This window comes from Azospirillum sp. 11R-A (assembly GCF_049472615.1).
In the GTDB taxonomy this organism is placed as follows: domain Bacteria; phylum Pseudomonadota; class Alphaproteobacteria; order Azospirillales; family Azospirillaceae; genus Azospirillum; species Azospirillum palustre.
Genome location: NZ_JBCEBL010000004.1, coordinates 125173 through 149240 on the forward strand (window position 1 = coordinate 125173; position 24068 = coordinate 149240).

At 67.2% G+C, this 24068-nt stretch carries 23 protein-coding genes; 3 read left to right on the forward strand and 20 right to left on the reverse strand.

Going from position 1 to position 24068, the window contains the following annotated elements; genetic code table 11:
- Positions 1–2 precede the first annotated feature (2 nt).
- The 18 genes from VH569_RS08160 to VH569_RS08245 all read right to left on the reverse strand — a co-directional run bounded on the left by VH569_RS08160 (position 3) and on the right by VH569_RS08245 (position 18025).
- Positions 3–1076 carry a hydrogenase small subunit gene (locus VH569_RS08160; protein ID WP_174469319.1) on the reverse strand — a complete coding sequence of 358 codons (1074 nt, stop codon included), beginning with the start codon at positions 1074–1076 and terminating at the stop codon, positions 3–5.
- Between the two features lie 193 nt (positions 1077–1269).
- On the reverse strand, positions 1270–1818 hold the full coding sequence (locus VH569_RS08165; RefSeq protein WP_423314890.1) for a HupE/UreJ family protein: 549 nt from the start codon (positions 1816–1818) through the stop codon (positions 1270–1272).
- 85 nt (positions 1819–1903) lie between these two features.
- Positions 1904–3391: a sigma-54-dependent transcriptional regulator gene (locus tag VH569_RS08170; protein ID WP_423314891.1), complete on the reverse strand. Its 1488-nt coding sequence runs from the start codon at positions 3389–3391 to the stop codon at positions 1904–1906.
- 45 nt (positions 3392–3436) lie between these two features.
- The gene (gene hypA, locus VH569_RS08175) at positions 3437–3769 is read right to left on the reverse strand and encodes a hydrogenase maturation nickel metallochaperone HypA (protein WP_423314892.1); all 333 of its coding nucleotides are present in this window, start codon (positions 3767–3769) and stop codon (positions 3437–3439) included.
- 1 nt (position 3770) lies between these two features.
- Positions 3771–4607 (reverse strand): [NiFe]-hydrogenase assembly chaperone HybE, encoded by an 837-nt coding sequence (locus tag VH569_RS08180; RefSeq protein WP_423314893.1) that lies wholly within the window; start codon positions 4605–4607, stop codon positions 3771–3773.
- Positions 4604–5488, reverse strand: coding sequence for a hydrogenase expression/formation protein (locus tag VH569_RS08185; RefSeq protein WP_423314894.1), 885 nt, complete (start codon positions 5486–5488; stop codon positions 4604–4606). Before VH569_RS08185 ends, VH569_RS08180 begins: the two co-directional genes overlap by 4 nt.
- Positions 5485–5913, reverse strand: a complete 429-nt coding sequence (locus VH569_RS08190) for a hydrogenase (protein ID WP_423314895.1) — start codon at positions 5911–5913, stop codon at positions 5485–5487. Before VH569_RS08190 ends, VH569_RS08185 begins: the two co-directional genes overlap by 4 nt.
- 4 nt (positions 5914–5917) lie before the next feature.
- Positions 5918–6229, reverse strand: coding sequence for a HypC/HybG/HupF family hydrogenase formation chaperone (locus VH569_RS08195; RefSeq protein WP_423314896.1), 312 nt, complete (start codon positions 6227–6229; stop codon positions 5918–5920).
- 19 nt (positions 6230–6248) lie between these two features.
- Positions 6249–6899, reverse strand: a complete 651-nt coding sequence (locus VH569_RS08200; protein ID WP_423314897.1) for a HyaD/HybD family hydrogenase maturation endopeptidase — start codon at positions 6897–6899, stop codon at positions 6249–6251.
- Positions 6900–7112: 213 nt separating this feature from the next.
- On the reverse strand, positions 7113–8408 hold the full coding sequence (locus tag VH569_RS08205) for a hypothetical protein (protein WP_423314898.1): 1296 nt from the start codon (positions 8406–8408) through the stop codon (positions 7113–7115).
- Between the two features lie 599 nt (positions 8409–9007).
- Positions 9008–10351 carry a nickel-dependent hydrogenase large subunit gene (locus VH569_RS08210; RefSeq protein WP_423314899.1) on the reverse strand — a complete coding sequence of 448 codons (1344 nt, stop codon included), beginning with the start codon at positions 10349–10351 and terminating at the stop codon, positions 9008–9010.
- A gap of 124 nt (positions 10352–10475) precedes the next feature.
- Positions 10476–11486: a HupU protein gene (locus VH569_RS08215; RefSeq protein ID WP_423314900.1), complete on the reverse strand. Its 1011-nt coding sequence runs from the start codon at positions 11484–11486 to the stop codon at positions 10476–10478.
- Positions 11483–12838 (reverse strand): sensor histidine kinase, encoded by a 1356-nt coding sequence (locus tag VH569_RS08220; protein WP_423314901.1) that lies wholly within the window; start codon positions 12836–12838, stop codon positions 11483–11485. The genes VH569_RS08215 and VH569_RS08220 overlap by 4 nt, the downstream gene beginning before the upstream one ends.
- Before the next feature lie 58 nt (positions 12839–12896).
- Positions 12897–13106 carry a DUF1656 domain-containing protein gene (locus VH569_RS08225; RefSeq protein WP_109049054.1) on the reverse strand — a complete coding sequence of 70 codons (210 nt, stop codon included), beginning with the start codon at positions 13104–13106 and terminating at the stop codon, positions 12897–12899.
- On the reverse strand, positions 13103–15202 hold the full coding sequence (locus VH569_RS08230; RefSeq protein WP_423314902.1) for an FUSC family protein: 2100 nt from the start codon (positions 15200–15202) through the stop codon (positions 13103–13105). The genes VH569_RS08225 and VH569_RS08230 overlap by 4 nt, the downstream gene beginning before the upstream one ends.
- A 10-nt stretch (positions 15203–15212) precedes the next feature.
- Positions 15213–16130 (reverse strand): efflux RND transporter periplasmic adaptor subunit, encoded by a 918-nt coding sequence (locus VH569_RS08235; protein ID WP_423314903.1) that lies wholly within the window; start codon positions 16128–16130, stop codon positions 15213–15215.
- Positions 16131–16222: 92 nt separating this feature from the next.
- The gene (locus VH569_RS08240) at positions 16223–16675 is read right to left on the reverse strand and encodes a MarR family winged helix-turn-helix transcriptional regulator (protein WP_423314904.1); all 453 of its coding nucleotides are present in this window, start codon (positions 16673–16675) and stop codon (positions 16223–16225) included.
- Between the two features lie 180 nt (positions 16676–16855).
- A complete protein-coding gene (locus tag VH569_RS08245) occupies positions 16856–18025 on the reverse strand; it encodes an MFS transporter (RefSeq protein ID WP_423314905.1) in 1170 nt (389 codons plus the stop codon).
- Positions 18026–18132: 107 nt separating this feature from the next.
- Between VH569_RS08245 and VH569_RS08250 the strand changes: the two genes are divergently transcribed.
- From VH569_RS08250 to mazG, 3 genes are all read left to right on the forward strand, one after another.
- Positions 18133–19119 (forward strand): AraC family transcriptional regulator, encoded by a 987-nt coding sequence (locus VH569_RS08250; protein WP_423314906.1) that lies wholly within the window; start codon positions 18133–18135, stop codon positions 19117–19119.
- Positions 19120–19474: 355 nt separating this feature from the next.
- The gene (locus VH569_RS08255; RefSeq protein ID WP_423314907.1) at positions 19475–21088 is read left to right on the forward strand and encodes a diguanylate cyclase domain-containing protein; all 1614 of its coding nucleotides are present in this window, start codon (positions 19475–19477) and stop codon (positions 21086–21088) included.
- Positions 21089–21193: 105 nt separating this feature from the next.
- Entirely contained in the window at positions 21194–22003 is an 810-nt protein-coding gene (gene mazG / locus VH569_RS08260; RefSeq protein WP_109049060.1) for a nucleoside triphosphate pyrophosphohydrolase, read from the forward strand.
- Positions 22004–22058: 55 nt separating this feature from the next.
- Here mazG and VH569_RS08265 read toward each other — a convergent pair whose 3' ends face one another.
- Together VH569_RS08265 and VH569_RS08270 are read right to left on the reverse strand one after the other, a co-directional pair.
- A complete protein-coding gene (locus VH569_RS08265; RefSeq protein WP_423314908.1) occupies positions 22059–23210 on the reverse strand; it encodes a glycosyltransferase in 1152 nt (383 codons plus the stop codon).
- On the reverse strand, positions 23207–24064 hold the full coding sequence (locus VH569_RS08270) for a lysophospholipid acyltransferase family protein (RefSeq protein WP_423314909.1): 858 nt from the start codon (positions 24062–24064) through the stop codon (positions 23207–23209). The genes VH569_RS08265 and VH569_RS08270 overlap by 4 nt, the downstream gene beginning before the upstream one ends.
- Positions 24065–24068: the final 4 nt, after the last annotated feature.

Consider the following 24068-nt stretch of genomic DNA (forward strand, 5'->3'; position numbering starts at 1 on the left):
GGTCAGACGTCTCCCTTGTGCTGTGCGCGCTTCAGGGCGCTGACCGCCGCGTGGGCGGCGATGATGCTGCCGACGCCGATGGCGGCGGTGGTGCCGATCTGGTCGGCGTTGGCCTCGATCCCGAACTGGAGGATGTCGGACTGGCGGGCGTACCAGGACCCCTTGTCCCAGAAGCCGTCCTCCGAGCAGCCGATGCAGCCGTGGCCGGACTGGATGGGGAAGCTGGTGCCCTCGTTCCAGCGCACGGTGGAACAGGCGTTGTAGGTGGTCGGGCCCTTGCAGCCGACCTTGTAGAGGCAATAGCCCTTGCGCGCGCCCTCGTCGTCGAAGGATTCGACGAACTGGCCGGCGTCGAAATGCGGCCGGCGATAGCATTTGTCGTGGATGCGCTGGCTGTAGAACATCTTCGGCCGGCCCTGGCGGTCCAGCTCCGGGATGCGGTCGAAGGTCAGCATGTAGGTGATGACGCCGGTCATCACCTCGGCGATCGGCGGGCAGCCGGGAACCTTGATGATCGGCTTGTCGGTGATGACCTCATGCACCGGGGTGGCGCGGGTCGGGTTCGGGCGTGCCGCCTGGACGCAGCCGAAGGAGGCGCAGGAGCCCCAGGAGATGATCGCCTTGGCGTCCTTGGCGACCTTGCGCAGCTGGTCGGTGAAGGGCTTGCCGCCGATGATGCAGGACATGCCGTCCTGGTTCAGCGGCGGATTGCCTTCCACCGCCAGGATGTAATTGCCTTTATACTTCTCCATCACCTCGTCGAGGATCGCCTCGGCATGGTGGCCGGCAGACGCCATCAGCGTGTCGTCGTAGTCCAGCGAGATCATCGACAGCACCACGTCCTTCACCAGCGGGTGCGCCGAGCGGATGAAGGATTCGGAACAGCAGGTGCATTCCAGCCCGTGCAGCCACAGCACCGGTGTGCGCGGCTTGGTTTCCATGGCGTGGACGATCTGCGGTACCAGTTCCGGCCCCAGCCCCAGGGCCGCGGCGGTCAGCGAGCAGTATTTCAGGAACGAACGGCGTGTGATCCCCTGCCGCCGCATCACCTCGTAGAAGGTTTCCAGCGTTGCCATCGGTTTGTTTTCTCCCGTCGGGCAGCACCGGCGTGCGAGGGTCCGGTGCGCTTCTCCCGCGGGCATAGGCAACAATCGTGCCGTAGTACGAACATTTGGCAAACCAACGGTCACAAGGCTGTAGGGACCGTCGTCGCTGGCAACTCCCCGGCCGAAACGGCGGCCGGGGTGGAAAGTCCGTTGCCGGTGGCGGTCAGGCCGTCCGGCCATCCCCTTCCGGCCGGCCGATCAGGCGGTGGAGCGCCCAGCCGATTGCCACGCCGGCCGCATGCAGCCCGGCGGTGCTGGCGAGGAAGCCGGCGGCATAGCCGAGCGCTGCGGCGTCGGCCGGCATCTCCGCCCCATGGGCGAAGCCGTGGAACAGGCCGAAGCCGGCGGCGAAGACGACGCCGATCAGGCTGTTGCGCGACATCGGCATGACGCACAGCAGCGCCAGCACGACGGTGGAGGCATAGATGGCCGGCTCGACCAGCGGCAGTTCTCCGCCCGCCAGTGCGAACAGCCCGCCGGCCAGCATGGCGGCCAGGAAGGCCCCCGGCACCGCCAGAACGGCACGGCCGCCGATGGTGGCGCCGTAGACGCCGACCGTGACCATAGCGATCAGGTGGTCGAGCCCGCCCAGCGGATGCGCGGCACCATCGAGGAAGCCGGCCCCGGCGAGATGGCCGGGATGGGCCAGCGCCGGGGTGGCGGCAAGCGCTATGGCCGCGGAGACGGCGGCGAGGCGGGTGATTTTCGACATATCGAACGGCTCCTCGGGGTTCTTGTGGTTTTGGGTGATCCGGGAATGTGCCCTCTCCCGTCCCGGGAAAGGGCAATTGAAATGCTCAGTGCCGCTGTGCCGGCCCGCGCTCAATGCCGTAGCGTTCCAGCTTGGCGCGCAGGCCCATGCGCGACAGGCCCAGCTCGTCGGCGGCCTTGCTCTTGTTCCAGCGGCAGCGGACCAGCGTTTCCATCAGGATGCCGGCCTCCACCCGCTCGATCCGCGACTTCAGCGGCCCGCCCTGGCCGATCAGGTCGAGCGGCGGCAGCGGCCCGTCCTCCGGCGAGGCCGGGCGGGCATTCAGCGCCGCGCCGCGCAGCACCTGGTCGGACAGCAGATCGGCATCCAGAGTGTCGCCCTCGCACAGCACCAGCATGCGCATGATCTCGTTCTGCAACTCGCGCACATTGCCGGGCCAGCCATAGGATTCCAGGCAGGCCAGCGTGTCGGCGGCGAAGCCGCTCACCGGCTTGCCGTGGGCGGTCGACAGCCGATCCAGGATATGGCGGGCCAGGACCGGAATGTCGTCCGGCCGGTCGCGCAGGGGCGGCATGGTCAGCGTCATGGTGCTGAGCCGGTAATAGAGATCCTCGCGGAAGCGGCCGGCCTTCACCTCGGCGGTCAGGTCGCGGTGGGTGGCGGCGACGACGCGGACATCGACCCGCCGGGTCTCGTTGGACCCGACCGGCCGGATCTCGCCCTCCTGCAGGAAGCGCAGAAGCCGGACCTGGAAGGCCGGGCTGATGTCGCCGATCTCGTCGAGGAAGATGGTGCCGCCGTCCGCCTGCTCCAGCAGGCCGACGCGGTTGCTGTGGGCGCCGGTGAAGGCGCCCTTCTTGTGGCCGAACAGTTCGCTTTCCAGCAGCTCGTCCGGGATGGCGCCGCAATTCTCGCAGTAGAAGGGCTGGTCGGAGCGCGGGCTGCCGTAATGGATGGCGCGGGCCAGCAGCTCCTTGCCGGTGCCCGTCTCCCCCAGCACCAGAACCGGGACGTTGAAGCCCGAAACCCGCTCGGCCTGCCGGCAGACCTCGTCAACCGGGCTGCCCTCGGCACGGATCAGCCCGTCGAAACGGTAGGACTGCCGGACCCGCTCGCGTCTGGTCGCCACCCGCGTCTCGGCCAGCGGCGGCAGCAGCTTCAGCTCGCTGGTCAGACGGTCATGCTCGCGTTGGAGCCGGTAGAGCTTCGCAGCGTTGCGGGCGGTCAGCAGCAGATGGTCGGGGTGCCAGGGCTTGGTGATGAACTGGTGGATGCCGGCGGTGTTGATGGCGCCGATGATGTCCTCGGGGTCGATGTAGCCGGTGATCACGATGCGCACCACGTCGGGCCAGCGCTCGCGGACCTGGGTCAGGAACTCTACGCCGCTGACCTCCGGCATCCGCTGGTCGGAGAAGACGACCTGGATCCATTCGGTTTCCAGCAGGCGCAGGCCCTCCGCCGCCGACAGGGCGGTGAAGACCTCGAACTCCTCGTCCAGAAGGCGGGCGATGACCTCGACGGAGCGCGGCTCGTCATCCACCACCAAAATGCCGGGGCGGGCGGGATCGGTCATCGCGCGGGGTCCTTCCTCATCGGGCCTGCCTCTCTCGACCTCGCCTCACTCAACCTCAAGATCCTTGATCGTCATTTCGGTGCCGCCGTTGGGATGCAGCCGGCTGCCGGCACAGTGTGGGCAGGACGACAGCCGGTCGTCCAGATCCACCGTGTCGTTGCAGTCGAAACACCAGCCGCGGCCCGGCACTTCCAGCACCACCAGCTCCGCCCCGTCGGCCAGCGATCCCCGCGTCACCACGTCGAAGCCGAAGCGCAGCGCCTCCACCTCCACCCCGGCGAAGCGGCCGATCTCCAGCCGGACCTTGGTCACGCGGCTGAATCCATTCGTCCGACCGGCCTCCTCCATCGCCTGGAGCAGGCTTTCGCAGAGCGCCATCTCATGCATCCGCAGTGTCTCCGGTCCCCATCCCCAGCAGCGCCCGGCGCGACGGGCGCACCGGCTCGGCCTGGACCGGAGCGGGTTCGGGCGGGGGCGCAAGTTCCTCCTCGCGCCGGCGGCGGATCTCGGCGGTCTGGGCGCCGTCTTCGCGGATGGAGGGATCGAAGAGGGAGACCAGAGCCGCCGAGGCTGTTTCCGTCGCGGGGAGCATCGAGGCGAACTCGAACATCGGCGAGAAGAGCGAACAGGCCTTGTAGGCGCCGATGCCCTTGCGGTTGGAATGGACGAACTCGTACCAGCCGGACGGAAACTCGATCAGTTCCTTCGCCCCCGGCACCAGCCCCGACCAGTCGTCCCCCTCGCCCGGCAGCAGGACGAGGTTGAGGAACCAGGGGGTCACCAGAGCACCGAGCCAACGCTCGCCATGGCGGCGGAAGCCGACGGCCTTCACCGCAAGCGCGTCGTTGACGATGGGCATGCCGCGCATCTGCGCGGTGTGAATTTCGCGGAAGACCGCTTCCAGCCGCGCGATGGCCTCGGTCGGCAGGGCAGGGCCGGTCACCGGCGCAACGGCGGCCGGCAAGGCGACGGTTTCCGTGGCCGCCGGTTCGCCGTCCAGCGCCATGAACTGGTCGCGGGCGCCGTCGCAGACCGGGCAGCGCCAATGGTTGGGCAGGGCGGCGAAGGCTGTGCCGGGCGGCACCTGCCACTGCTCGCACCCCGCCGCCGGGTCATAGACATGCCAGCAGATCTTGCATTCCATCCGCGTCGCCGCGCCGATGCGGCTGGCGTCGCCGAGATAGGAGCCCTCGAAGCGGGAAGCGGCGGCGCTCATCGCACCCGCTCCAGGTCGGTCGCCAGCGCATCGAGGATCTCGGCCAACCGTTCGGCGCTGTCGGCGATGTCCTCCACCGCGGCGCAGACCACCGCCGGCACGTCGACGATCTCCACCGTGTCGAGGATCAGCGTGTCGACCGAATTGTAATAGCGCACCCACCAGACATTCGGCGTCGCCGTGGCGGTGACGCGGCAATTGCCGTACCCGCGCGACAGGATGGTGGTGGCGCCGACGCCCAAACGCTGTTCGACGAAGACCAGATCCTCCGGCGTGTGCGGCAACAGGCTGAAATTCACCGCATGGGGGCCGTCGCCGCGGCGCCAGGCGGCGCTGCGGTCCAGCAGCTCGGTCAGGATCGGCTGGCCATTCATCAGGCCGGTTGGCATCAAGCCGGCAGGTGCCGGGCCGGTCACGACCGATGCCGTGGCGGTGAAGGCGCGGTTCAGCGCCACCCGCGGGAAGGCCCCGACCAGCAGGCTTTCGCGCGTCGGCCCGTCGCCGAAGGCGCGCACGCGCCAGACGCCGGCGAGAGACGCTTCCTGAATCTCCAGCCGGTCGCCGGCCCGTTCCACCTTGACCGCGACCTCGCCCTCGCCCAGCGCTTCGTCGACCAGGGCCAGGACGGGAGCCTCGAGATCGTCGACCGGAATGCGGATTTCCTCGCCGGGCGACCAGTCGGCAAGCGCCCCTTGGATGCGGACGAGCACCTCGCGGGCCGCCGCCGCGCTGGCGGGGTCGGCGACCTCCGGCAGGTGCGGTTCATAGACGCGCATGCCGGAGGGCATCGGCAAATATTCCAGCCCTTCCTCGCTGGCGTCGGGCTGGCTGCCGGGGCCGAAGCCGACCGGCGGATGGGTCATGCCGAACAGGGAACTCATGCCGCACCGCCTTCCAAAGAGCCTTCCAGGATCTCGCCGATCCGCTGCAGATAATCGTCCCAATCACGCACGCGCGGGATGCTGCCCAGCAGCCGGTCGCCGCGCAGGAAGACCAGCGACGGCAGGCTCATCATGCCGGCCAGGGCCAGGAGCGCGCGCTCCGCTGCCTCGCCCGCCACCGCCGGAGACAGGCGCGGGTGCAGCGCACGGACCAGTTCCGGCAGAATGACGGCCACGTCGGCGGTCTCCGCATTGCCCTTGCCGTGGCCGGGCAGGAAGACCACCCAGCTTTTGGCCGGATCGTCCAGCCATGGCCGGTCGTCGGCATGGTCGAGCCGCAGATAGCCGTGCACATCGGTCAGCAGATCGACCAGCGGCGGCAGGGGCAGGCGCTGCTTGGCGGGAGAGGGGGCGAGGTCGGTCATGGCGTCAGGCCTCCGTCAGGCCGGCGGCGCGGGCCGCCTCCAGGTGGGGGGGAAGGGTCGGTTCGCGGCCGGTCAGGTCGGCGAAGGCGCCGTCGAGGGTTTCCCCATCCAATGCCGCGGCCATTGCCGCCAGCGCATCGAGGATCTGGGCGGCTTCGTCCGGGTCCAGCATACGGCGCGCCGCGCCGAGGAAGCCGAGCACCCAGTCGCCGGCGGCGGCCTCCGGAACCAATGACAGGTCGACGGCCGACCCATCCTCAACGCGGCCGACCACGCCGTCGACGCCGGTCAGGCGCAGGGGAATGCCGATGCACATGCTCTGGGCGCTCCCGGTTTCAGGCCTGGCCGGCGGACAGCGCCGCGAGGATGCGGGGATCGCCGATTCGGCACGCTTCATCGGCACTCGGGCGTCCGCCCTCATAGGCATCGCGGGCGATGGCCGGGGCGGCGAGGTCGGCGGCGGCATCGCGGCGCGTGCCCGCCACGCCGAACCCGTCGCGCAGAAGCGTGAGGATGATCTCGATGGTCGGGGCGACCTGGGCGGCGACGGTGTCGGTCAGGCCACCGCCGTAATCCTCCAGGCATTCCGGCTGAACGCCGACCAGGATCAGCGTTTGCGGGCAGCGGCCCAGTAACATGGCGCTGGCGAGCACCTCCTGAAAGCCGGTCTGATGCAGGCTCATCTTCTTGGCGCCAAGGAATGCCGGCACGTCATCGCCACGGAAGACGCGGCTGGTGCCGGGCGGCAGCCCATAGTCGATGGCATCGACCACGATCAGCGCGTCCGCGCATTCCAGATGCGGCAGCAGATACAGGCCCTGGGTTCCGCCATCCATCACGGTGACGGTGTCGGGGAAGCGCCAATCGGCGGCCAGACGCTCCACCGTGCGGACACCGAATCCCTCGTCGGCCCACAGGATGTTGCCGATGCCCAGCACCAGGATTCGCGCCGTTCCGCGACCGCCCTCGTTTCCAGCCAACTCCATTTGTGCCCCGGCATCCGTCCAATGATGCGGCGTCCTGCCGCTTAACCATCGTTCGTACAAGTTCCATGCCAGGATCGGTGGCTGGGTCAGGCCATTGATTGGATTGCTTATTTCGACGACCATCGCTCGATATAGCAGCGATTGTGGACATCAACATTACAGCATGCGTGGAAACCGGCAACCAACTTGCCAGTATGGCTGGAAGCTTGCCGGTCAGCGGTGACGGGCGGTTTTGGCGGATTTCTGGATCAGTTCCCGTTCGGTCATGCGTTTCATATGCCCGGGCACGTCGGTGTCCCGGCCGATCAGCGGTCCCGCCACATAGGACGCTCCGGCGTCCTCGGCGATGCGCAGCATGGCTGCCGACCTGATGCCATCGACGAAGAAGATCATGCCATGGCGCCGCACATGGGTTCCAAAGCTATGGAGGCGATTGGTTGCCCGAGCATCCGGTTCGCCGGCCTGAACCGTTATCCCCATGCCGCGGACGCCCGCCTGGGCGAAGGCCGCGAGATTTGGCACTCCGTCGTCGAGTAGGACAAGGACGGCACGCGAGTATGGCTTCAGGGTCGTCGTGATTTCGGAAATTCGGCTGTAGGGGACACCGGTGGGAACCCCCTCTATGACGAACACGATGAAGGGTATGAGATGCGACGGGATCGAATGGCAGCGAGCGAGATATTCCCGCCGATGCCGGCCAATCGAGAGGGTCGATAAGCTCACTGTAAGATTCTGGATATAGCGGAAGCTGTTTTTGTACAGCTCCTCATAGATTTCTATCGACTGGCTCAGGAGTTCCATATCGGTTCTGAACCTGTAATCCTCGCTTCGCGCATCATCGGTCGACAGGGCATTCAGGATCCGTTTGGTTTCCTCATCGGCGTGGCACACATAGGTGGACAGCACCTTGTGGGATGTGTCGAATACCGGGCGATAGCAGATGGTCGGGTGGAAACTGCCGCCCTCGTGCGCACCGGCCGCTGGAGCCGTCCGGGTATCGCCGGCATCGGCCGCTTCGTTTTGCGAAGAAGCGGCGCCCTGCTGGGCGGCCCTCGCAATCAACTGATCGAGTTGCATCGCTTCGACGGCGATGTTGCCATCGAGTTCGGTCACGATGCTGCGCACGGTTATCTGGCTCGTGTCGCTGTTTCCCAGCATCAGCCGATGCAGTTCCGACACGATCCTGCCGCAGATCAGTTCGGCGGCCTGCCGGTCGAGCGTCGCGAAAACCACCAGATAATTCGCGTCGTCGGCCCGCAGCCAGACATCGGAGGGGGGCAGATGGCGGTCGAACAGCCGTTCGGTCTGCTCGTAGATGCGCTCCTTGACGATGTCCCAGCGCTTGCCCAACCGGGCGCGCAGGGTGCCCAGTCCGATCAGTTGAATCGCACCGGCCGAGTGACGCTGCCCTCCAGCCAGAATGTGCCGCAGGCGCGCCTTCGTCTGTTCGGGGATCGCGGATGTCTCTTCAACCGATGAGGCCGGATCGGCGAATGTCTGGTCAGTCATGGCAGCATCCCCTTTTGTCGAATCACGGGAGCGAGGCCTTTGATCGATGGCAATTTTTAAATCTAACTCTTAAAAACTATGGATCTATAATATCGATGGCGTAAAGAGGCAGATTTTATTTCTGATCAAAGTCCGCTTTATTCGTTATCCGATTTAGCGTTCCAACATATGCTGAAGGAAATCCTCTAAAAATCTGAGGTGATCGGCATAGGTGAAAACCTGTACTCTCCAGCGATGCCGTCTTTGGGGCGGAGGATTCTTTCTTTTTCATGATTTCGCGGGCTTCGGCGAACAGGAGTCGTAGCGGACGACGGAGCGTTGGCCCGCCGTCAACAGGGGGGCGGCAGACGCCATCCATTGTTCGAAAACCCCGAACGATGAATCCGGGAACGGGGCATTTATCCCAACGCGGACGAGGCGTAGATCCTTTGGAAAGGAATGAACCACCCAGTCCGATGGAGATTGAAAATGGCCCCGATGGTCTCTCTGCTGATGTTCGTCAGTGTAATGTCCTACGCCGCCTTCATCATTTCGTAAGTAAATTTACAATGTTTATTTCTATCAATTCATGATATCTAAATTTCTGTAAATAAAAATAATCAGTGAACCGTACATACCATGCATGGATCGAAAGATCTTACGATCTGTTGAACAGAAATTGGTGTGCGCTCTTCTTCCTCTACTGGGGCTCCGACAAGAGCCTGCTCCAGAGGTCCGGGCACTCCGTCCAAGTCGCGCGGTGAAAAATTCCAAGTGGTCGGAGCGATGATCTGGTAACCGGCGATCTTTCCGCGTTCAACCCGCAGCCAATGCCCCAATGCTCCGCGCGCGGCCTCCGTCAGCCCAACCGCCTGCGCGCTGTCCGGCATTTCCGAAGCCGCACACCAGGGGGCGGACGGTTCGATGGCACGCAGCCAGCCTTCCATCGCATCGGTGGTGCGGGCCAGTTCCAGCAAGCGGGCGATCACTCGGCTGCGCACCGAACCGCCATCCTGTGCAGCCAGCGCCCGGATCAACGGATGGCCGTCCACCAGTTGCCGGGCAATGGCGCCGGTCTCATAGGGCAGGCCGTCCAACCGCGGCGCCTTGCACCAACTGTAGCCGGTCTCGTCCATGCCATCCGGAACGGTCGAACCGGAGAAGGGAGGATGCGGGCGGTCCTGTCCGGCCATGCGGCTGAACCGGTGATGCTCCATCACCCGCTCCGGATCGAAGGGGCCGTCCTGACCGTCGGCAAAGGTGCCGCGGCGATAGAGATGTCCGCCCTCCGGGGTGGCATAGGCGCCGTGGCTGAGGAACCGGCCATAGGCACGGCCGAGCGCAGCAAGCTCCAGATCGTCGGCGATCTCCAGGAACAGGCGGAAGTCACCGGCCGGACCGGAAACGCGCCAGCGCTCCAGATCCTCCGGTCCCGCGAGGGCCAGCACCCGGTCGAGCGGCGCGCCGAACAGGCTGTCCTCCAGGAAGCGGCGGAAACTGCGGACGGTGGCGAGCAACCGCACCCGGTCGCGCGCATCGACCGCACGGGTGACGCCGCCGGGCTGAAGCGTCAGGGTATGCGGCCACTTGCCGCCCAGGATGCCCAGCACATGGAACAGTTCCGCCCGTGCCGCAGTGGCACTGCGCACGGCAATGCCCCGGGCAGCCTTGAACCGCGCCTCCGCCCTCTCGAACCACGGTCGGCCCCGGTAGGCAGGGCGGGCGAAGTCGGGCATGAAGAACAGGTGGAAATGGGTCAGATGGTCGGCGACATTCTCGGTCGCCGTCATCAGGTTGGTCGCGAGCAGTCCGTTGCGCGGCACCTCCAGCCCCATGACTCCGGCCAGCGCCAGCGCCGCCGCATGGCTCTGCGAGACGGAGCAGATGCCGCAGATCCGCGGCGCCACCACCAGCGCATCCATCGGGTCGCGCCCCTCCAGAATGCGCTCGAATCCGCGGAACAATGGAGAATTTACGTAGGCAGCAGAAACACTTGTGCCGGTTATCTCAAGTCGGACTTCAAGATCGCCTTCCACGCGGTTGAACGGGCCTACGATCAGGCGGCGGTTTGGGGCTTCGCTCACCGGATCAGCCTTTCCGGATGGGACGGACGGTGGGGGCGACGACGATGCGATCGGCGGCGGCGTTCCGGCGCACCCGTTCCGGCGTCGCCGCCTTGGCGAGGGAGGCCAGCGCGACGAACCACGCCTTCGGCATGTCGGTGGGCAGGCCGATGGGAATGCCGGCGAATTTCGGCGTCTGTTGGAACGGATGACCGGGCTCCTCGAACCCCGGTGCCGTGCAGTTGATGCAGGCATAGCCGCCACGGGTGCAGGAGCCTTCGCCATTCCACAGGCGGGTGTTGCAGTCGGCATGCGCCTGGGTGCCGAGGCAGCCCATATGCTCCATCAGGCAACCGAGATCGGATGGCTTTTCGGCACTGGCCTTGTATTCGTAATACTCGTTGCGCGGACAGCCATGGTGGACCAGATGGTCGGCATAGAAGCGCGGACGCTGGTAGAGGTCGAGATCGCAGGCGGCAAGCGCGTTTTCGGCCAGCAGCATCAGCGTCTCGGTCACCCAGTTCGGATGGGTCGGGCACCCCGCGACATTGACCACCGGCAGGCCGCCCCGTGCGCGGAACTCCGCACCCAAGGCGCCGCCGCGCTGCGTGCCCTCATACTGAAGGCCGCAGGCATCGGCGATGTTCTCGCCGCCCGCTGTGATGCCGCCGAAGGCCGCGCAGGTGCCGACGGCGACCACGGTGCCGGCGACGGCCGCCAGATCGCGCGCCCAATCGATGGTCGGCCGGCCGGTCCCGGCCAGAACATGGAAGCGCCCGGTGCCGTTCGGTCCGCGCAGCAACGATCCCTCGACGCACAGCACGTCCAGCGGCTCGGCCTCCGACAGGATGCGTTCGAACAGCTCGACCGCCTCCGCCCCAGTCTCTTCCGACAGGCTGGGGTGCCAAAGCAGGCGGATGCCGGCGGTCTCCAGCAGCATCAGCAAATCCGGGGATTCGGCGCAGAGCAGCGACATGGTGCAGCCGCCGCAACCGCCCGACTGGAGCCACAGCACCGATAGCGGGCGTTCTCTCATCGTCCGGCTCCTTCACGCTGACCGGCGGCCGGCAGGGTCAGGGTGAACTGCGCCCCGCCGTCCGGATGATTGGCGGCGGACAGCGCGCCGCCATGGTCGTGCACCAGCTGGTAGCTGATCGACAGGCCGAGGCCGGTGCCCTTGCCGACAGGCTTGGTGGTGAAGAAGGGATCGAAGAGGCGGGCCAAGATCGCCTCGGGAATGCCGTGGCCGGTGTCGCGGAAGGTGACGATGACCGTCCCAGCCTTCTCCCGCCCATGCAGTTCCAGCCGCTTGACCGCCGCACCGGCCATGGCGTCGATGGCGTTCTGGACCAGATTCATCGCGACCTGATGCAGATGGCCGGGATGGCCGGCAATGTCCAGCGTGTCGGGCAGATCGAAGACCACGGTCAGGTCGGGCATCTGAGCCTTGGCGACCCAGGTGACCGCGGAACGCAAAAGCCCTGTCAGATCAAAGCGTTCCGAGGCGTGCTTCTGTTCCGACGAGAAGCGGCGAAGCTCCGCCACGATGTCGCGCACCCGCTCTGTCCCCTCCAGCATGCCGTCCAGCGTCGCCGCCGCATCGGCACGGGCGCGGTCGATGCGCAGGTCCTTGCGCAGGCCCGCCAGTTCGGCCGCCGCGGCGCCGTCATGCACGCGGTCTAGATAGGCGGTCATCCGGTCGACATAGCGGCGCATGGCATGGGCGTTGCCATAGACGAAGGAGATCGGGTTGTTCAGCTCATGCGCCACACCCGCCACCAGCCGGCCGAGCGAGGCCATCTTTTCCGAATGGACCAGCTGCTGCTGGGTCTGTTTCAGCCCTTCATGGGCGGCGGCAAGGTCGCGGTAGGCGCGGCGCAATTCCCCGATGGGCCGGCCGACCAGAACCATCCCGATGGCATGGCCGCGCTGGTCGTAGCGAACCGTGCTGTTGACCGCGACCGGGAAGGGGCCGGTGGGGCCGCGCAGCGACAGCTCGACATCGCTGACCTCCTCGCGCTGAAGGGCGGCACTGCACAGCCGGGCGAACGCGGGATGGAAAGCCGGGTCGAGGAAATCGCGCAGCGGCCGTCCCGTCAGGTCGCGCCCGGCGCAACCCAACGCCCGTTCGGCCGCCGGGTTGGTCTGCTCGATCCGGCCATCGCGGTCGCAGGCGATCAGGACGTCGGTCATGGAGCCGAGAACGCTGGCGATGAAGGCCTGTGCCTCCTCCAGCTCCGCGTTCTTGCGCTCCAGCTCCACCTGTTGCGTCACCAGATTGGCGTAGGTCTCGTCCATCTTCCGGATCACGTCGATCCAGGCGCTCTCGGCGTCGGCATCGGACGTGATGCCGGGGATGGAGAAGGGCTGCGACAGGGGGGCGGTCATGGCGGCAAGACTAGCATGCCGGACGGCTCGCGGTGTGGACGATTTCAGCCGGAACGGGTCAGGCCGACCAGACCGACCACAAGCCGGCAAGCCCGCTCAGCACCAGCACATAGAGCGCGAAGTCGAACAGCGGCGCGTGCCACACCCAGCCATAGGCGCCGACGGCGCGCAGTCCCCGCCGCAGCAGCGCCGACACCGCCCAGGCGACCACGGCCATGATCAGCAGCGGCGGCAGGAACAGGCCGTAGACATCGATTTCACCGATCATGCGCGTGCCCTTTCCTGATGCACCGTTGGAGGGATCTCCTCGTTGGCCAGAGGCGGCGGTTGCAGGGCCGCGCCCGGGAACAGGCTGCGCCGCAGCGAGGCGAGCGCCACCACGGCCCGGTCGCGTTCGGGGCAGGGCGGGGCGGTGCTTATGGCGGACAGAAGTTCGTCCATGCTGCCCAGCAGCTCGGCCGGCGCCGGGTCGGGCCGTTTGGCCGACAGGGCGCGGAAATGGACGGCGATGCCACGCAGAAGCCGGTCCAGCGCCGCTCCGCCTGTGCGGCTCAGCACCGGGCGCGCCCGCTGAAGCTCGACGATGTTCAACCCGACCCGCAGGTCGCGCACCGCATCGATGGCGTCCACGTCCACCGACCCGCCGGCCTGCGCCAGCCGGGCGGACAGCAGGCCGACACGGTCCAGCATGCGGCTTTCGAAGCCGTCATTGGCCGGCACCCCGCGCGTCCGCGCCATGTCGGCAATCTCGCGCCAACCAATGTGCAGCAGGCGCCGGGCGCTCCACGCCGCACCGACCGACCGGCACATGCGGGTGACCAGCATGGCGCCGACGATGCCGACGATCTGTCCGGTGCTGCTGTTCAGGAAGGAGGCGAAATCGCCGTTGCCGGTGTCAAGCAGGCTGAGCGAGCCGCCGACGCCGAAGATCAGCGCCATCGCCTTGCCCATCGTCGCCGGGCGCGCAACGAAGATGCCCAGAGTCACCAGCGTCGGCGCCAGACAGAGCACCAGCATCGGAAAGCTGTCGAAGGACGGCAGGACCACCAGCAGATAGAAGGCGGACAGCGGCAGCGAGGCCATCGTATAGACCAGGAACAGGCGGATGCCCGGCACCGGATCGTCGAAGGACGCGAAGAAGCAGGTGAAGACCGCGACCATCATCGCCGCCGCCGATCCGGACGACCAGCCGGTCAGGATCCAGAAGGCGCAGACGCTGGTGATGCCCAGCAGGGCGGCGGCGGCCGACCATGCCGCCATCCCGTAATCCAGATGAAAGACGCCGCGCGAGCGCTTGCGGGCCAGCGGATCGAGATGGTCGGGCAGGGCCTGATCGCCCGTCGCCAGATGTGCCCGCAGGTCCCGGCAATCGCGGTGGATTTCCACAAGCGACCGCAGGCGGCGGATGAAGCTGAAGCGGGTCGCGGCCTCCCAGCCGTCGGTCGCCTGCGAGGAGTCCGCCGCTTCCAGCCGGTCGAGCCGGTCGATCAGCCGGGCGGCGTCCGCCGGATCGGCGGCGGCACCGGCGGCGATCCAATCGCGGACCGCGGCCACCACCGGCGCCAGATCCGGCGGCATCGCGCCATCCGGGCGGCGCAACGCGCCCAGCCGGTCATGCACGGCGGTCAGCACCGGCAGCAGATAGACCATGCGGTCCTGCAAGGCCCGCATCGGCCGGGTCATCCAGCGCAGGTCGGAGGTGTCGTAGGGCAGGTGGGTGGTCATCACCCGCAATTCGGTTAGATCGGTCGCCATCTTGTGGCGGTCGCGCAGCCGCGCGTCGGTGGCGACCTGCTCCAGCGCGTCGAGCGTCCAGCGTTCCGCGTCGCGCAGCGAGGCATCGAGCTTGCCGAGCAGGACCGGCCCCATGCCGCGCGGCAGGATGACGCTGTGGATGACGGTGGCGCAGACGATGCCGAGGATGATCTCCTCGACCCGGGCCAGCCCGGTGTCGAAGATCGCCTCCGGATTGGCGACGCCGGGGAAGACGATCAGGCCGGCGGTGTAGCCGGCCAGCATGAAGGCATAGCTGCGCGGCGTGCGATCCAGCAGCGAGATGAAAAGGCAGCCGCCGACCCACAGCCCGACCGCCAGCGACAGCAGTTCCGGCGCATTGACCAGTTCTACCGTCAGGACGATGGCGGCGATGCAGCCGACGACCGTGCCGGCGACACGGTACACCGCCTTCGACCGCACGGTTCCCGACAGCGGGCTCGACACCACATAGGCGGTCAGCATCGCCCAGAAGGGCCGCGGCAACCCCATGCCGAAGGCGATGTAGAGCGCCAGCATGGAGGCGGCGAAAGACTTCAGCGAGAAGACCAGCTCGTTCAGGGAAGGGGCCCAGGAGGATGCTTTTGGCATGGCCGTGCGCTCACTGCCCGGCCGGCAGTTGGGCAACCTTCGGCGTGCTGTCGGGAGACCCGATCACCGACACAGTCGCGGTGCGGCCGGCGACCAGCTGCAGGCCGTCCGGCACCTCGTCCAGCGCGATGCGCACGGGGATGCGCTGGGCCAGCCGGACCCAGTTGAAGGTCGGGTTGACGTTGGCGACCAGCCCGGTGCCCTCCGCACGGTCGCGGTCGACGATGGCGCGGGTGATGCTGTCGACCCGGCCGCGCAGATCGGCGCCCGCCCCCATGATGCGGACGGAGACCGGCGCGCCGACATGGATGCGCGGCAGCTTGGTTTCCTCGAAATAGCCCATGACATAAAAGGAATGGCTGTCGATCAGCGCCACCACCGCCTGACCGGCGGCGACATAGTTGCCGGCCTTCATCTGGAGGTTGGTGACATAGCCGTCGACCGTCGCCTTGACCTCCGTCCGCTCCAGGTTGAAACGGGCGAGATCCAGCGCCGCCTCGGTCTGCTTGGCGGCGGCGGCGGCCTTGGACATGGCCGACGCCACCTCCTGCTTCTGGGCGGTGGAGACGACGTTGGTGCCCAGCTGCTCGTACCGGCGGGCTTCGGCGGTGCGGTAGGCCAGTTCCGCCTTGGCGCTGTCGAGGTTGGCCTGGGCCTGTTCCACCGCCAGCTTGTAGCGGCCGGGATCGACGACGAACAGCAGGTCGCCCTTATGGACCAGCTGGTTGTCGGTCACGCGCACGTCGGTCACCAGACCGGCGACGTCGGGGGAGACCTGGACGATGTCGGCACGGACACGGCCGTCACGGGTCCAGGGCTCGTTCATGTAATAATCCCACAGCCACAGCCCGCCGCCGGCCGCCGCCACAGTCACCAACAGGGTCACGGCGATCCGGACCACCATCCGGAAGGAAGGAAAGAGTGTCACAATCTTGGTTCCTCAATCACCGCACCGATGCGACCGGAGGTCGCCGTAGCCGGAACCGGCCATGGCGCGCATCCCCGGAGAACACGGCACGATCAGGTCTGTTCACGCTTGGCGTTGGCTTCGATGATGGAAAGCACGCGATAGCAGGCCTCGACATCGGCCTCCGCCGCTTCCGCCATCAGGCGCTGGCGGACGTCGTTCAGCGCCTCGTTCACCTGCAACAGCAGGTGCCGGCCGGCATCGCTCATGTGCAGGGTCTTCGCCCGGCGGTCGCAGGGATCCTCGCGCCGCTCCAGCAATCCAGCACTTTCAAGCCCGTCGAGAACACGCACGAGAGACGGGCCTTCGACGCCCATCTCCTCCGCCAGCTCGCGCTGGCGCAACCCGTCGCCGAGTTCAGCCAGCAGCATCAGCGGCGTGATGGCCGATGCGGAAAAGCCGCTGTCCGCCAGCACCTTGTTCGCCGCGCGCCGCCACAGATGGGAGGCGCGGAACAGGTGCAGGCCAAAATTCGGAGGAAGGCGCAGAGCCTTATCTTGTAGCATTCCTATTTAATAGGTTTGCTACCTAAATTCAGCAAGGGGTTGGCGTCGTCCTGAGGCCCCGTTCGCCGCATGGCTGGATTGCCGCGGTGCAAAAACACGACGGCCCGTCGGTCGCCTGCGTGGCGACCGACGGGCCGGAAGACAGCTTCCCTCCACGCGTATCAGGTGGGGACGCGATGTTCAGGCGGTCTCGACCATCCGGGTGCGGACGCCGAGCAGGATGGTCAGGACGGCGATCAGCAACACCGCTCCGGCCATGGTGAAAACCCCGGTCACGCCACTGACACCGAAGATGGCTCCCCCCGCCGCGGCGCCCGTGGCGATGGCGAGTTGCACCGCGGCGACGATCAGGCCGCCGGCGCTCTCCGCCTCGTCGGGCACGGCACGGGTGATCCAGGTCGACCACGCCACCGGAACCGCCCCGAAGGCAAGACCCCACAGTGTCACCAGCACCGTGTCGATGGCCGGCGTGCCGCCCATGCTTGCCAGCCCCAGCCCGAGCAGCGCCATCAGCAACGGCATGACGACCAGCGTCAGGCGCATGTTGCGCTCCAGAAGCATGCCGCCCAGCGCGGTTCCGACGAAGTTGGCGAGTCCGAAGCCCAGGAGAATGCCGGATACGCCGTCGAGCCCGACGCTGGTCACCGTTTCGAGGAACGGCCTGATGTAGGTGAAGAAGGCGAAATGCCCGGTGAAGACCAGCACCACGGCCAGCATGCCGATGCCGACGCCCGGCCGCGTCAGCACGTCGAGCAGGGTGCGCAACCGCGCATCGCCGCTCGGCGCCATGCGCGGAAGCGTCGCCGCCTGTGCCGCCAGGGCAAGGAGCCCAAGGACGGCGCCAAGCAGGAAGACAGGCCGCCAGCCGATCAACCCGCCGACATAGCTGCCGAGCGGAGCCGCGAACACCGTTGCCGCCGACACGCCGCTGAAGATGATCGACAGGGCGCGGGGCACCAGATCGGGCGGAACGAGCCGCATCGCCGTCGCCGCGGCCATGGTCCAGAAACCGCCGATCGCTATGCCCAGCAGCACGCGCCCGACCAGGAGGACCGGCAGATTCGGCGCGAAGGCGACCGCCAGATTGGAGGCGATCAGCAGCACGGAAAATGCCAGCAGCACGGTCCGCCGGTCGACCCTGCGGGTCGCCGTGGCGATCAGCAGGCTGGTCACCAGCGCAACGACCGCGGTGGCCGTCACCGCCTGTCCAGCCAGCCCTTCCGAAACGCCGAGATCGGCCGCCATTGGCGTCAACAGGCTGGCTGGCAGGAACTCCGCTCCCACCAGTCCGAACACACCCATGGACATCGCGAAAACCGCGCCCCAGGCCGGCTTCGTCACATCACTCATGTCTCTTTCCCCTCGTTCGAAGGTGTTTTTGCTGCGTTGCAGGCTATGCTTGAAGGGCCGGACGATCCATGCCATACCGTCCGTAGTTTTTGATCGAAAGTCTGGATATGCCCCTATCCACCGCCAGACAACCCTCCGCGCCTTCGCCGCGTGATGCCGTCAGCGAGCTGTTGCTCGGCATGCGGCTATACGGGGTCAGGTACCGCCGGTTGCAGTTCGCTCCGCCGTTCGGCATCCGCTTCGGCCGGGACGAGGGCAGGGCGCAGTTCCATTTCGTGGCCTGCGGCACCGCCATCCTGCGCGGCAGGACGGGGATGTTGCATGAACTGCACGCCGGCGACGCGGTCCTGCTGCCGCGGGGCGGCGCCCACGATCTGGTCTCCGATGCCGACGGGCAGGGGTTGGATCTGGGCGGGTTCGACGAGGCGGCGCTGTGTGAAACGGTCGGCAGCATCAAGTCCTGTCCGGCTGACACCTGCCGTAGCAAGGACACGGTGATCTTCAGCGGCTGCATGGAATTCGACCTTGGCGCCATGCACCCGCTGATCGGCCTCATGCCGGAGGTGATGCTGGTCGGCACCCTGCTCGACCGCTATCCGGAAATCCTTCCGATGCTGGAGGCGATGGAAAGGGAGGCGCGGACCGAACGCGCCGGCTTCGCCGGGATTCTGGCGCGGCTGGCCGACGTCGTGTCGGCCTTCATCGTGCGCGGCTGGGTGGAATGCGGCTGCGGCGACGCCCGCGGCTGGGTGGAGGCGCTGCGCGATCCCAGGCTGGGGCGTGTCATCGCCGCGCTTCACCGCGATCCCGGACGCGATTGGACGGTCGCCCAACTGGCCGCCGAAATGGGTAGTTCGCGGTCCGTCTTCGCCGAACGCTTTCTGGCGGTTACCGGCATGACGCCGCTCCAGTATGTCACCGAACTGCGGATGCGGCTCGCCGCGCAATGGATCGGGCGCGAGAACATGCCGATAGAGACCGCGGCCTACCGCTTGGGCTACGGCTCGCAGGCGGCTTTCAGCCGCGCCTTTAAACGGGTGACGGGACAACCGCCGGGAGCCGCCCGCAACAGATCGCCCGGCCCATCGACATAATTTCCATAATGCAGATTATGTGTTTCATACGCGCACAAAGTTAAAATTGCTGTCCATCGCAACGAATGGATGTCAATGACCGGCCAAAGTCTCGACAGCATGGCCGGGTTGCATCGAGCATAAGCAGATTTAACAGGAAGAACTGGCATTTCCGAAATCCCGAAGGCATACGGTCTCTCCAGCCGGCTCTGTGGAGGGTGCCGGTGCGTCCCTTAGGATTGCGGACGCTTCGGCGCAACTGTAACTCCAGTCGTTTTGCTCAACCGCTTACCTATGGTGTTCTGAACCTCGTTCATCGAAATACTCCTGCCGTTCTGGAAATGACATGTTCATTGGGTCTATAAGAAAATCCATAATGAATATCTGGGGCGGTATGGGTCTGCGTGTCCGACTCGAAATTTTCATCGTCACTGCATTCTTGCCATTGGTTGGTCTTGTTCTGTCGCTCTACTTGCAGCAATGGAACGCCGATATCGAACATGCCCGTCAACGTGTTCTGACGCTTGCCGAACAAGGCGCGTCCCAGCAGGCCGATGCCATCGCGCGGGTTCGCGAGACCTTGCAGACGCTGGCTTTGATTCCCGAAGTCCGGGGGGACCGGTCCGAAGATTGCGGCCCGCCCCTGCGCCGGGCCATGGCGTTCCAGCCCTGGAGCACTGGCTTTGCCGTCGCCGCCCCTGACGGCCGGATCCTCTGCCGGACGGGGCTTGGCAGCAGCCCGGTGACGACAGTGGCGGATCAGGATTATTTCATGCGGGCGCTGGCCACGAAGTCATTCAGCACCAGCAATTTCCGGGTCGGACGCGCATCCGGCAAGCCTCTTCTGGCAACCGCCCTGCCCATGCTCGACGAAGATGAAACCGTCAGGGCGGTTCTGCTGACGGGACTGGATCTGAAATGGCTCGGCGACCTGACGAGGGAGGCCGCGGAGGCTCCCGGCACCACGGTGACCCTGTTCGATGCCCGGGGAACCATCCTGGCGCGCGAACCGGGGCCGAGCGCCTTGATCGGCAGGCATATGGCCGACCATCCGGTCACCCGCGCGATCTTCCAGGCCGACCGCGGAATCGTCGAGCGTCCCGGTTTCGAAGACCAGCCGCGGATCATCGGCTTTGCGAAGCTGGAGGATACCGGCGGGCGGATCGCTGTCGGGGTGCCGCGCGATCTCGTCCTCGACGAAGTGAACGGCAAGATCATGTGGGGCATCGCGATCCTGGCCGGCGTCGTCGCGACGATCGTTGCCGGCGTCTGGTTCCTGCTCGACATCCTTGTCCTGCGCGGGCTGCGCGATCTTCAGCGATCCGCCACCGACCTGTCGGCGGGGCGGATCGATTCCGTCTCGAAGAGTGCCGCAGCCGGATTCCGGACGCGGGAGATGGGCAACGCCGCACAGGCGATCCACGACATGGGCGCCACCCTGCACGGCTTCGCTTACAAGGATCAACTCACCGCACTGGGGAATCGCCGCTACCTCGAAGCCAGGATCCGGGAGTTGGCCGACCTGCCGCCCGGCAGGCGCCCGACGGTGGCGGCGCTCTGCATCGACCTGGATGGCTTCAAGCCGGTGAACGACCGCCATGGGCACCATGTCGGCGATGCCGTGCTGGCGGAGGTCGGGCGCCGGCTGCTCAACTGCGTGCGTGACGGCGACGAGGTCATCCGGCTCGGTGGCGACGAGTTTGTTGTCTGTCTGGCGCTTGCGCAGGCCGACTGGCTGACGCCACAGGAGGTCGCGGCCCGCATCATCGCCTCGCTGTCGGCTCCGATGAGGCTGGAGCAAGCGGAGATCGGCATCGGGTGCAGCATCGGGATGGCGCTGTGGCCGGTCGACGACACGGATTTCGACACGGTCCTGCGCTATGCCGACCAGGCATTGTATGCCGCCAAGCGCAATGGACGCGGGCAGGTCGGTCTGCATGGGCGTCCGGTTATGGCGTCGGTCGATGCGGCCGGCGGCGGCTCCGCCTAGGTTGCCCCGTCTACACCCACGGCTTCACCCTCGCCGCTTCCACCGCCCGCTCCGCTCGGCTATCGTCGCGGACTTTCACCTCCCCGCAATCGGAGACCGCAAGACATGACCCGCAACATCGACCGGCTGCTCGACGTGATGGCGCGGCTGCGGAATCCCGACGGCGGATGCCCGTGGGATCTGGAGCAGACCTACCGCACCATCGCGCCGCACACGATCGAAGAAGCCTATGAGGTCGCCGACGCCATCGAGAAGGACGACAAGGCCGCCCTGCGCGAGGAGCTGGGCGACCTGCTGTTCCAGGTCGTCTATTACAGCCAGATGGCGCGCGAAGAGGGGCTGTTCGATTTCGACGAGGTCGCCGGGGTCATCACCGACAAGATGATCCGCCGTCATCCCCACGTCTTCGGACCGGAAGAGGTGAAGTCGTCGGACCAGCAGACCTCGCGCTGGGAGGACCACAAGGCGGCCGAGCGGGCGGCCAAGGCCGCAGAGGAAGGTCGGGCGCCGTCGGCGCTGGAGGGCGTCATCGCCGGGCTGCCGGCGCTGACCCGGGCGCTGAAGCTGCAGAACCGCGCCGCACGCGTCGGCTTCGATTGGACCGACGCCCGCGACATCCTCGACAAGATCGAGGAGGAGGTCCAGGAGCTGCGGGCCGAGATGGACGCCGGTTCGGCGCAGGAGCGGGTGGCGGACGAGCTGGGCGACCTGCTGTTCGCGCTGGTCAACCTCGCCCGCCGGATGAAGGTGGAGCCGGAAACGGCGCTCCGCGGCACCAACGCCAAGTTCGAACGCCGCTTCCACCGGATCGAGGCGCTGCTGTCCGCCGAGGGGCGCAAGCCGCAGGACGCCACGCTGGACGAGATGGAGGCCATGTGGCAGCAGGCCAAGCGCGAGGAGCGCGGCGAAGCCTGACTGGTCAGTAACCCCGGCGGAAGCCTGCGCCGGCGTGGCGGCGCAGCCAGGACGATCATGGCGTGCCTTGCCCCGGCCCAGCCGGATAGGCCCTGCCGCGCCATTCCGACGGCTTGCCATGGCGGGCGCGCAGCAGCGCCGTCCATTGGATCGCCAACATGATCAGCACGCCGACCGGGTGCAACAGGGCGCCGACGACGCTCTGGCGGAAGCGGACGGCCAGCAGCAGGCGGAAGACCGGTCCGGCCGCCGCCGCCAGTCCCGCCGGCACGACCGCCGAAATGGGCAGCGGATGGAGTGCCGCCCAGCCAAGCAGAAGCCAGGGCAGCACATGGCCGCCGAACAGCAGCAGGGTCCAGATCGGCAGGGCGGCCGGGGTCGCCATCCCCTCCGTCGCGTTCTTGGAAAAGCCGGACCACACCTCGCGCCAGCCGCGATACATCCGGCAGCGGGCAAAGCCGGTGGCGTCGAACAGGTCGGTGCCCTGCCCTGCCCGGCGGAAGGCGCGCGGCAGCGTCACCCCGTCATGCAGCGACGTCGCGATGGCCGCATGGCCGCCGGCCTTCAGATAGGCGTCGCGCCGAACCGCGATCAGCTGGCCGCAGGCGGCACCGAAGCGCGGATCGGTCGAGCACCGCATCGCCGCCATCGGCAGAAAGCCGAGCAACAGGAAATGGATCAGCGGAATCACCAGGGCTTCCGCCAGCGTCCGGGTCTCCTCGCGCGGGAAGCCGCTGACCAGACCGCATTCCCCCGACAGCAGAGCGCCGCCGACCCGGCGGGCCGCCGTCGGCGACAGCCGCACATCGGCGTCCTGGAACAGCAGCACCGGGTACCGTGCCAGACCGGCGAGCATCTGACAGGCATGTTGCTTGCCCGACCAGCCCGGCGGCAGCGGCGGCGCGCTCTCCAGACGGACGCGCGGGTCGCGGGCGGCGATGGCCTGGACGATCTCCGCCGTGCGGTCGGTGGAGTGGTCATCCAGCACAACCACCTCGACATCGACACCGCGGCTGAGCAGGGCGGCGTCGACGGCGGCGGCGATGCCGGCCTCCTCGTTGCGGGCGGGAATCAGGATGCTGACGGCGGTCCCCGGCGGCGGTTCGGCGGTCGGACGGCGGTAGAGGAACAGGTTCACGATCCCCTGCCCCAGCGGCAACAGGGCCAGGATCAGCGACAGCGCGGCGATCAGGACGACGACGCTCATGGCCCCTCGATTTCCTGCTGCATCTCCGGCTGCCGCGCCGGTCCGTGCCGGCTGCTCCCTTGCCGGCCGCCGTCCTCCCGGCCGCCATGGGCCGGAGAGAAGCCCTGTCCGCCGGCCAGGGCGCGCAGCCGGCGCCACAGGTCGTAAATGCCGCCGACGCCGACCGTTCCCTCGATCAGCGTCAGGAACCGCGCCGGGTCGCGGCCTTGCGCATCGAGCGCCAACTGGTCCATCACCGCCTCCAGCCGCCCTTCCAGCTCCGCCGCGATGTCCTGCACCGGCAGACCGGCAAAAGCGGCGGCTTCGAAGGGTTGGCCGAACCGCATCAGTGCCTCCGGCGTGCGCTCGTCCCAGAACGGGTATTCGACCGCGAGCGGCACCACCAGGGCGGTGGGCATGCGGCGGACCAGATGGGCGATGCCCGGCCGCAACGTCACCGGGCGGCGGCGCGGGTCGGTGAAGGCGCCCTCCGCCGTGATCCACAGCATGGCGCGCGGGTCGCCCAGGATATGTTCGGCGTTGCGCAGGAAGGAGACGGCCCCGGCGCGGCCGGGCTCCAGCCCGAACAGACCGATGCGGCGCATGAAGCGGTAGCGGCGCAGCATCTCCGCATCGATCGGCCCATAGCCCGGCCGGCCGCGGAAGCGGGTGGTTCCCATCACGATCAGCAGTGCCGGATCCCACCAGGATGGGTGGTTGAGATAGACGATGACCGGACGGCCCGGCGGCAGGGCCGGCCAGCCCGGCCGGGCCAGCCGCACCGCATGGAAGCCGCGCCGCAGCCGCCGGGTCATGACCCCGCCGAAGAACCAGCAGAGCAGCCGGGACCGTAACGCAACCGGATCGTCCGTCATCCTC

Bases quoted from the DNA above. Each gene is read 5' to 3' on its own strand.
- VH569_RS08160 (WP_174469319.1), bottom strand. From the start codon at position 1,076: ATGGCAACGCTGGAAACCTTCTACGAGGTGATGCGGCGGCAGGGGATC.
- VH569_RS08165 (WP_423314890.1), bottom strand. From the start codon at position 1,818: ATGTCGAAAATCACCCGCCTCGCCGCCGTCTCCGCGGCCATAGCGCTT.
- VH569_RS08170 (WP_423314891.1), bottom strand. From the start codon at position 3,391: ATGACCGATCCCGCCCGCCCCGGCATTTTGGTGGTGGATGACGAGCCG.
- hypA (WP_423314892.1), bottom strand. From the start codon at position 3,769: ATGGCGCTCTGCGAAAGCCTGCTCCAGGCGATGGAGGAGGCCGGTCGG.
- VH569_RS08180 (WP_423314893.1), bottom strand. From the start codon at position 4,607: ATGAGCGCCGCCGCTTCCCGCTTCGAGGGCTCCTATCTCGGCGACGCC.
- VH569_RS08185 (WP_423314894.1), bottom strand. From the start codon at position 5,488: ATGAGTTCCCTGTTCGGCATGACCCATCCGCCGGTCGGCTTCGGCCCC.
- VH569_RS08190 (WP_423314895.1), bottom strand. From the start codon at position 5,913: ATGACCGACCTCGCCCCCTCTCCCGCCAAGCAGCGCCTGCCCCTGCCG.
- VH569_RS08195 (WP_423314896.1), bottom strand. From the start codon at position 6,229: ATGTGCATCGGCATTCCCCTGCGCCTGACCGGCGTCGACGGCGTGGTC.
- VH569_RS08200 (WP_423314897.1), bottom strand. From the start codon at position 6,899: ATGGAGTTGGCTGGAAACGAGGGCGGTCGCGGAACGGCGCGAATCCTG.
- VH569_RS08205 (WP_423314898.1), bottom strand. From the start codon at position 8,408: ATGACTGACCAGACATTCGCCGATCCGGCCTCATCGGTTGAAGAGACA.
- VH569_RS08215 (WP_423314900.1), bottom strand. From the start codon at position 11,486: ATGAGAGAACGCCCGCTATCGGTGCTGTGGCTCCAGTCGGGCGGTTGC.
- VH569_RS08220 (WP_423314901.1), bottom strand. From the start codon at position 12,838: ATGACCGCCCCCCTGTCGCAGCCCTTCTCCATCCCCGGCATCACGTCC.
- VH569_RS08225 (WP_109049054.1), bottom strand. From the start codon at position 13,106: ATGATCGGTGAAATCGATGTCTACGGCCTGTTCCTGCCGCCGCTGCTG.
- VH569_RS08230 (WP_423314902.1), bottom strand. From the start codon at position 15,202: ATGCCAAAAGCATCCTCCTGGGCCCCTTCCCTGAACGAGCTGGTCTTC.
- VH569_RS08240 (WP_423314904.1), bottom strand. From the start codon at position 16,675: ATGCTACAAGATAAGGCTCTGCGCCTTCCTCCGAATTTTGGCCTGCAC.
- VH569_RS08245 (WP_423314905.1), bottom strand. From the start codon at position 18,025: ATGAGTGATGTGACGAAGCCGGCCTGGGGCGCGGTTTTCGCGATGTCC.
- VH569_RS08250 (WP_423314906.1), top strand. From the start codon at position 18,133: ATGCCCCTATCCACCGCCAGACAACCCTCCGCGCCTTCGCCGCGTGAT.
- VH569_RS08255 (WP_423314907.1), top strand. From the start codon at position 19,475: ATGAATATCTGGGGCGGTATGGGTCTGCGTGTCCGACTCGAAATTTTC.
- mazG (WP_109049060.1), top strand. From the start codon at position 21,194: ATGACCCGCAACATCGACCGGCTGCTCGACGTGATGGCGCGGCTGCGG.
- VH569_RS08265 (WP_423314908.1), bottom strand. From the start codon at position 23,210: ATGAGCGTCGTCGTCCTGATCGCCGCGCTGTCGCTGATCCTGGCCCTG.
- VH569_RS08270 (WP_423314909.1), bottom strand. From the start codon at position 24,064: ATGACGGACGATCCGGTTGCGTTACGGTCCCGGCTGCTCTGCTGGTTC.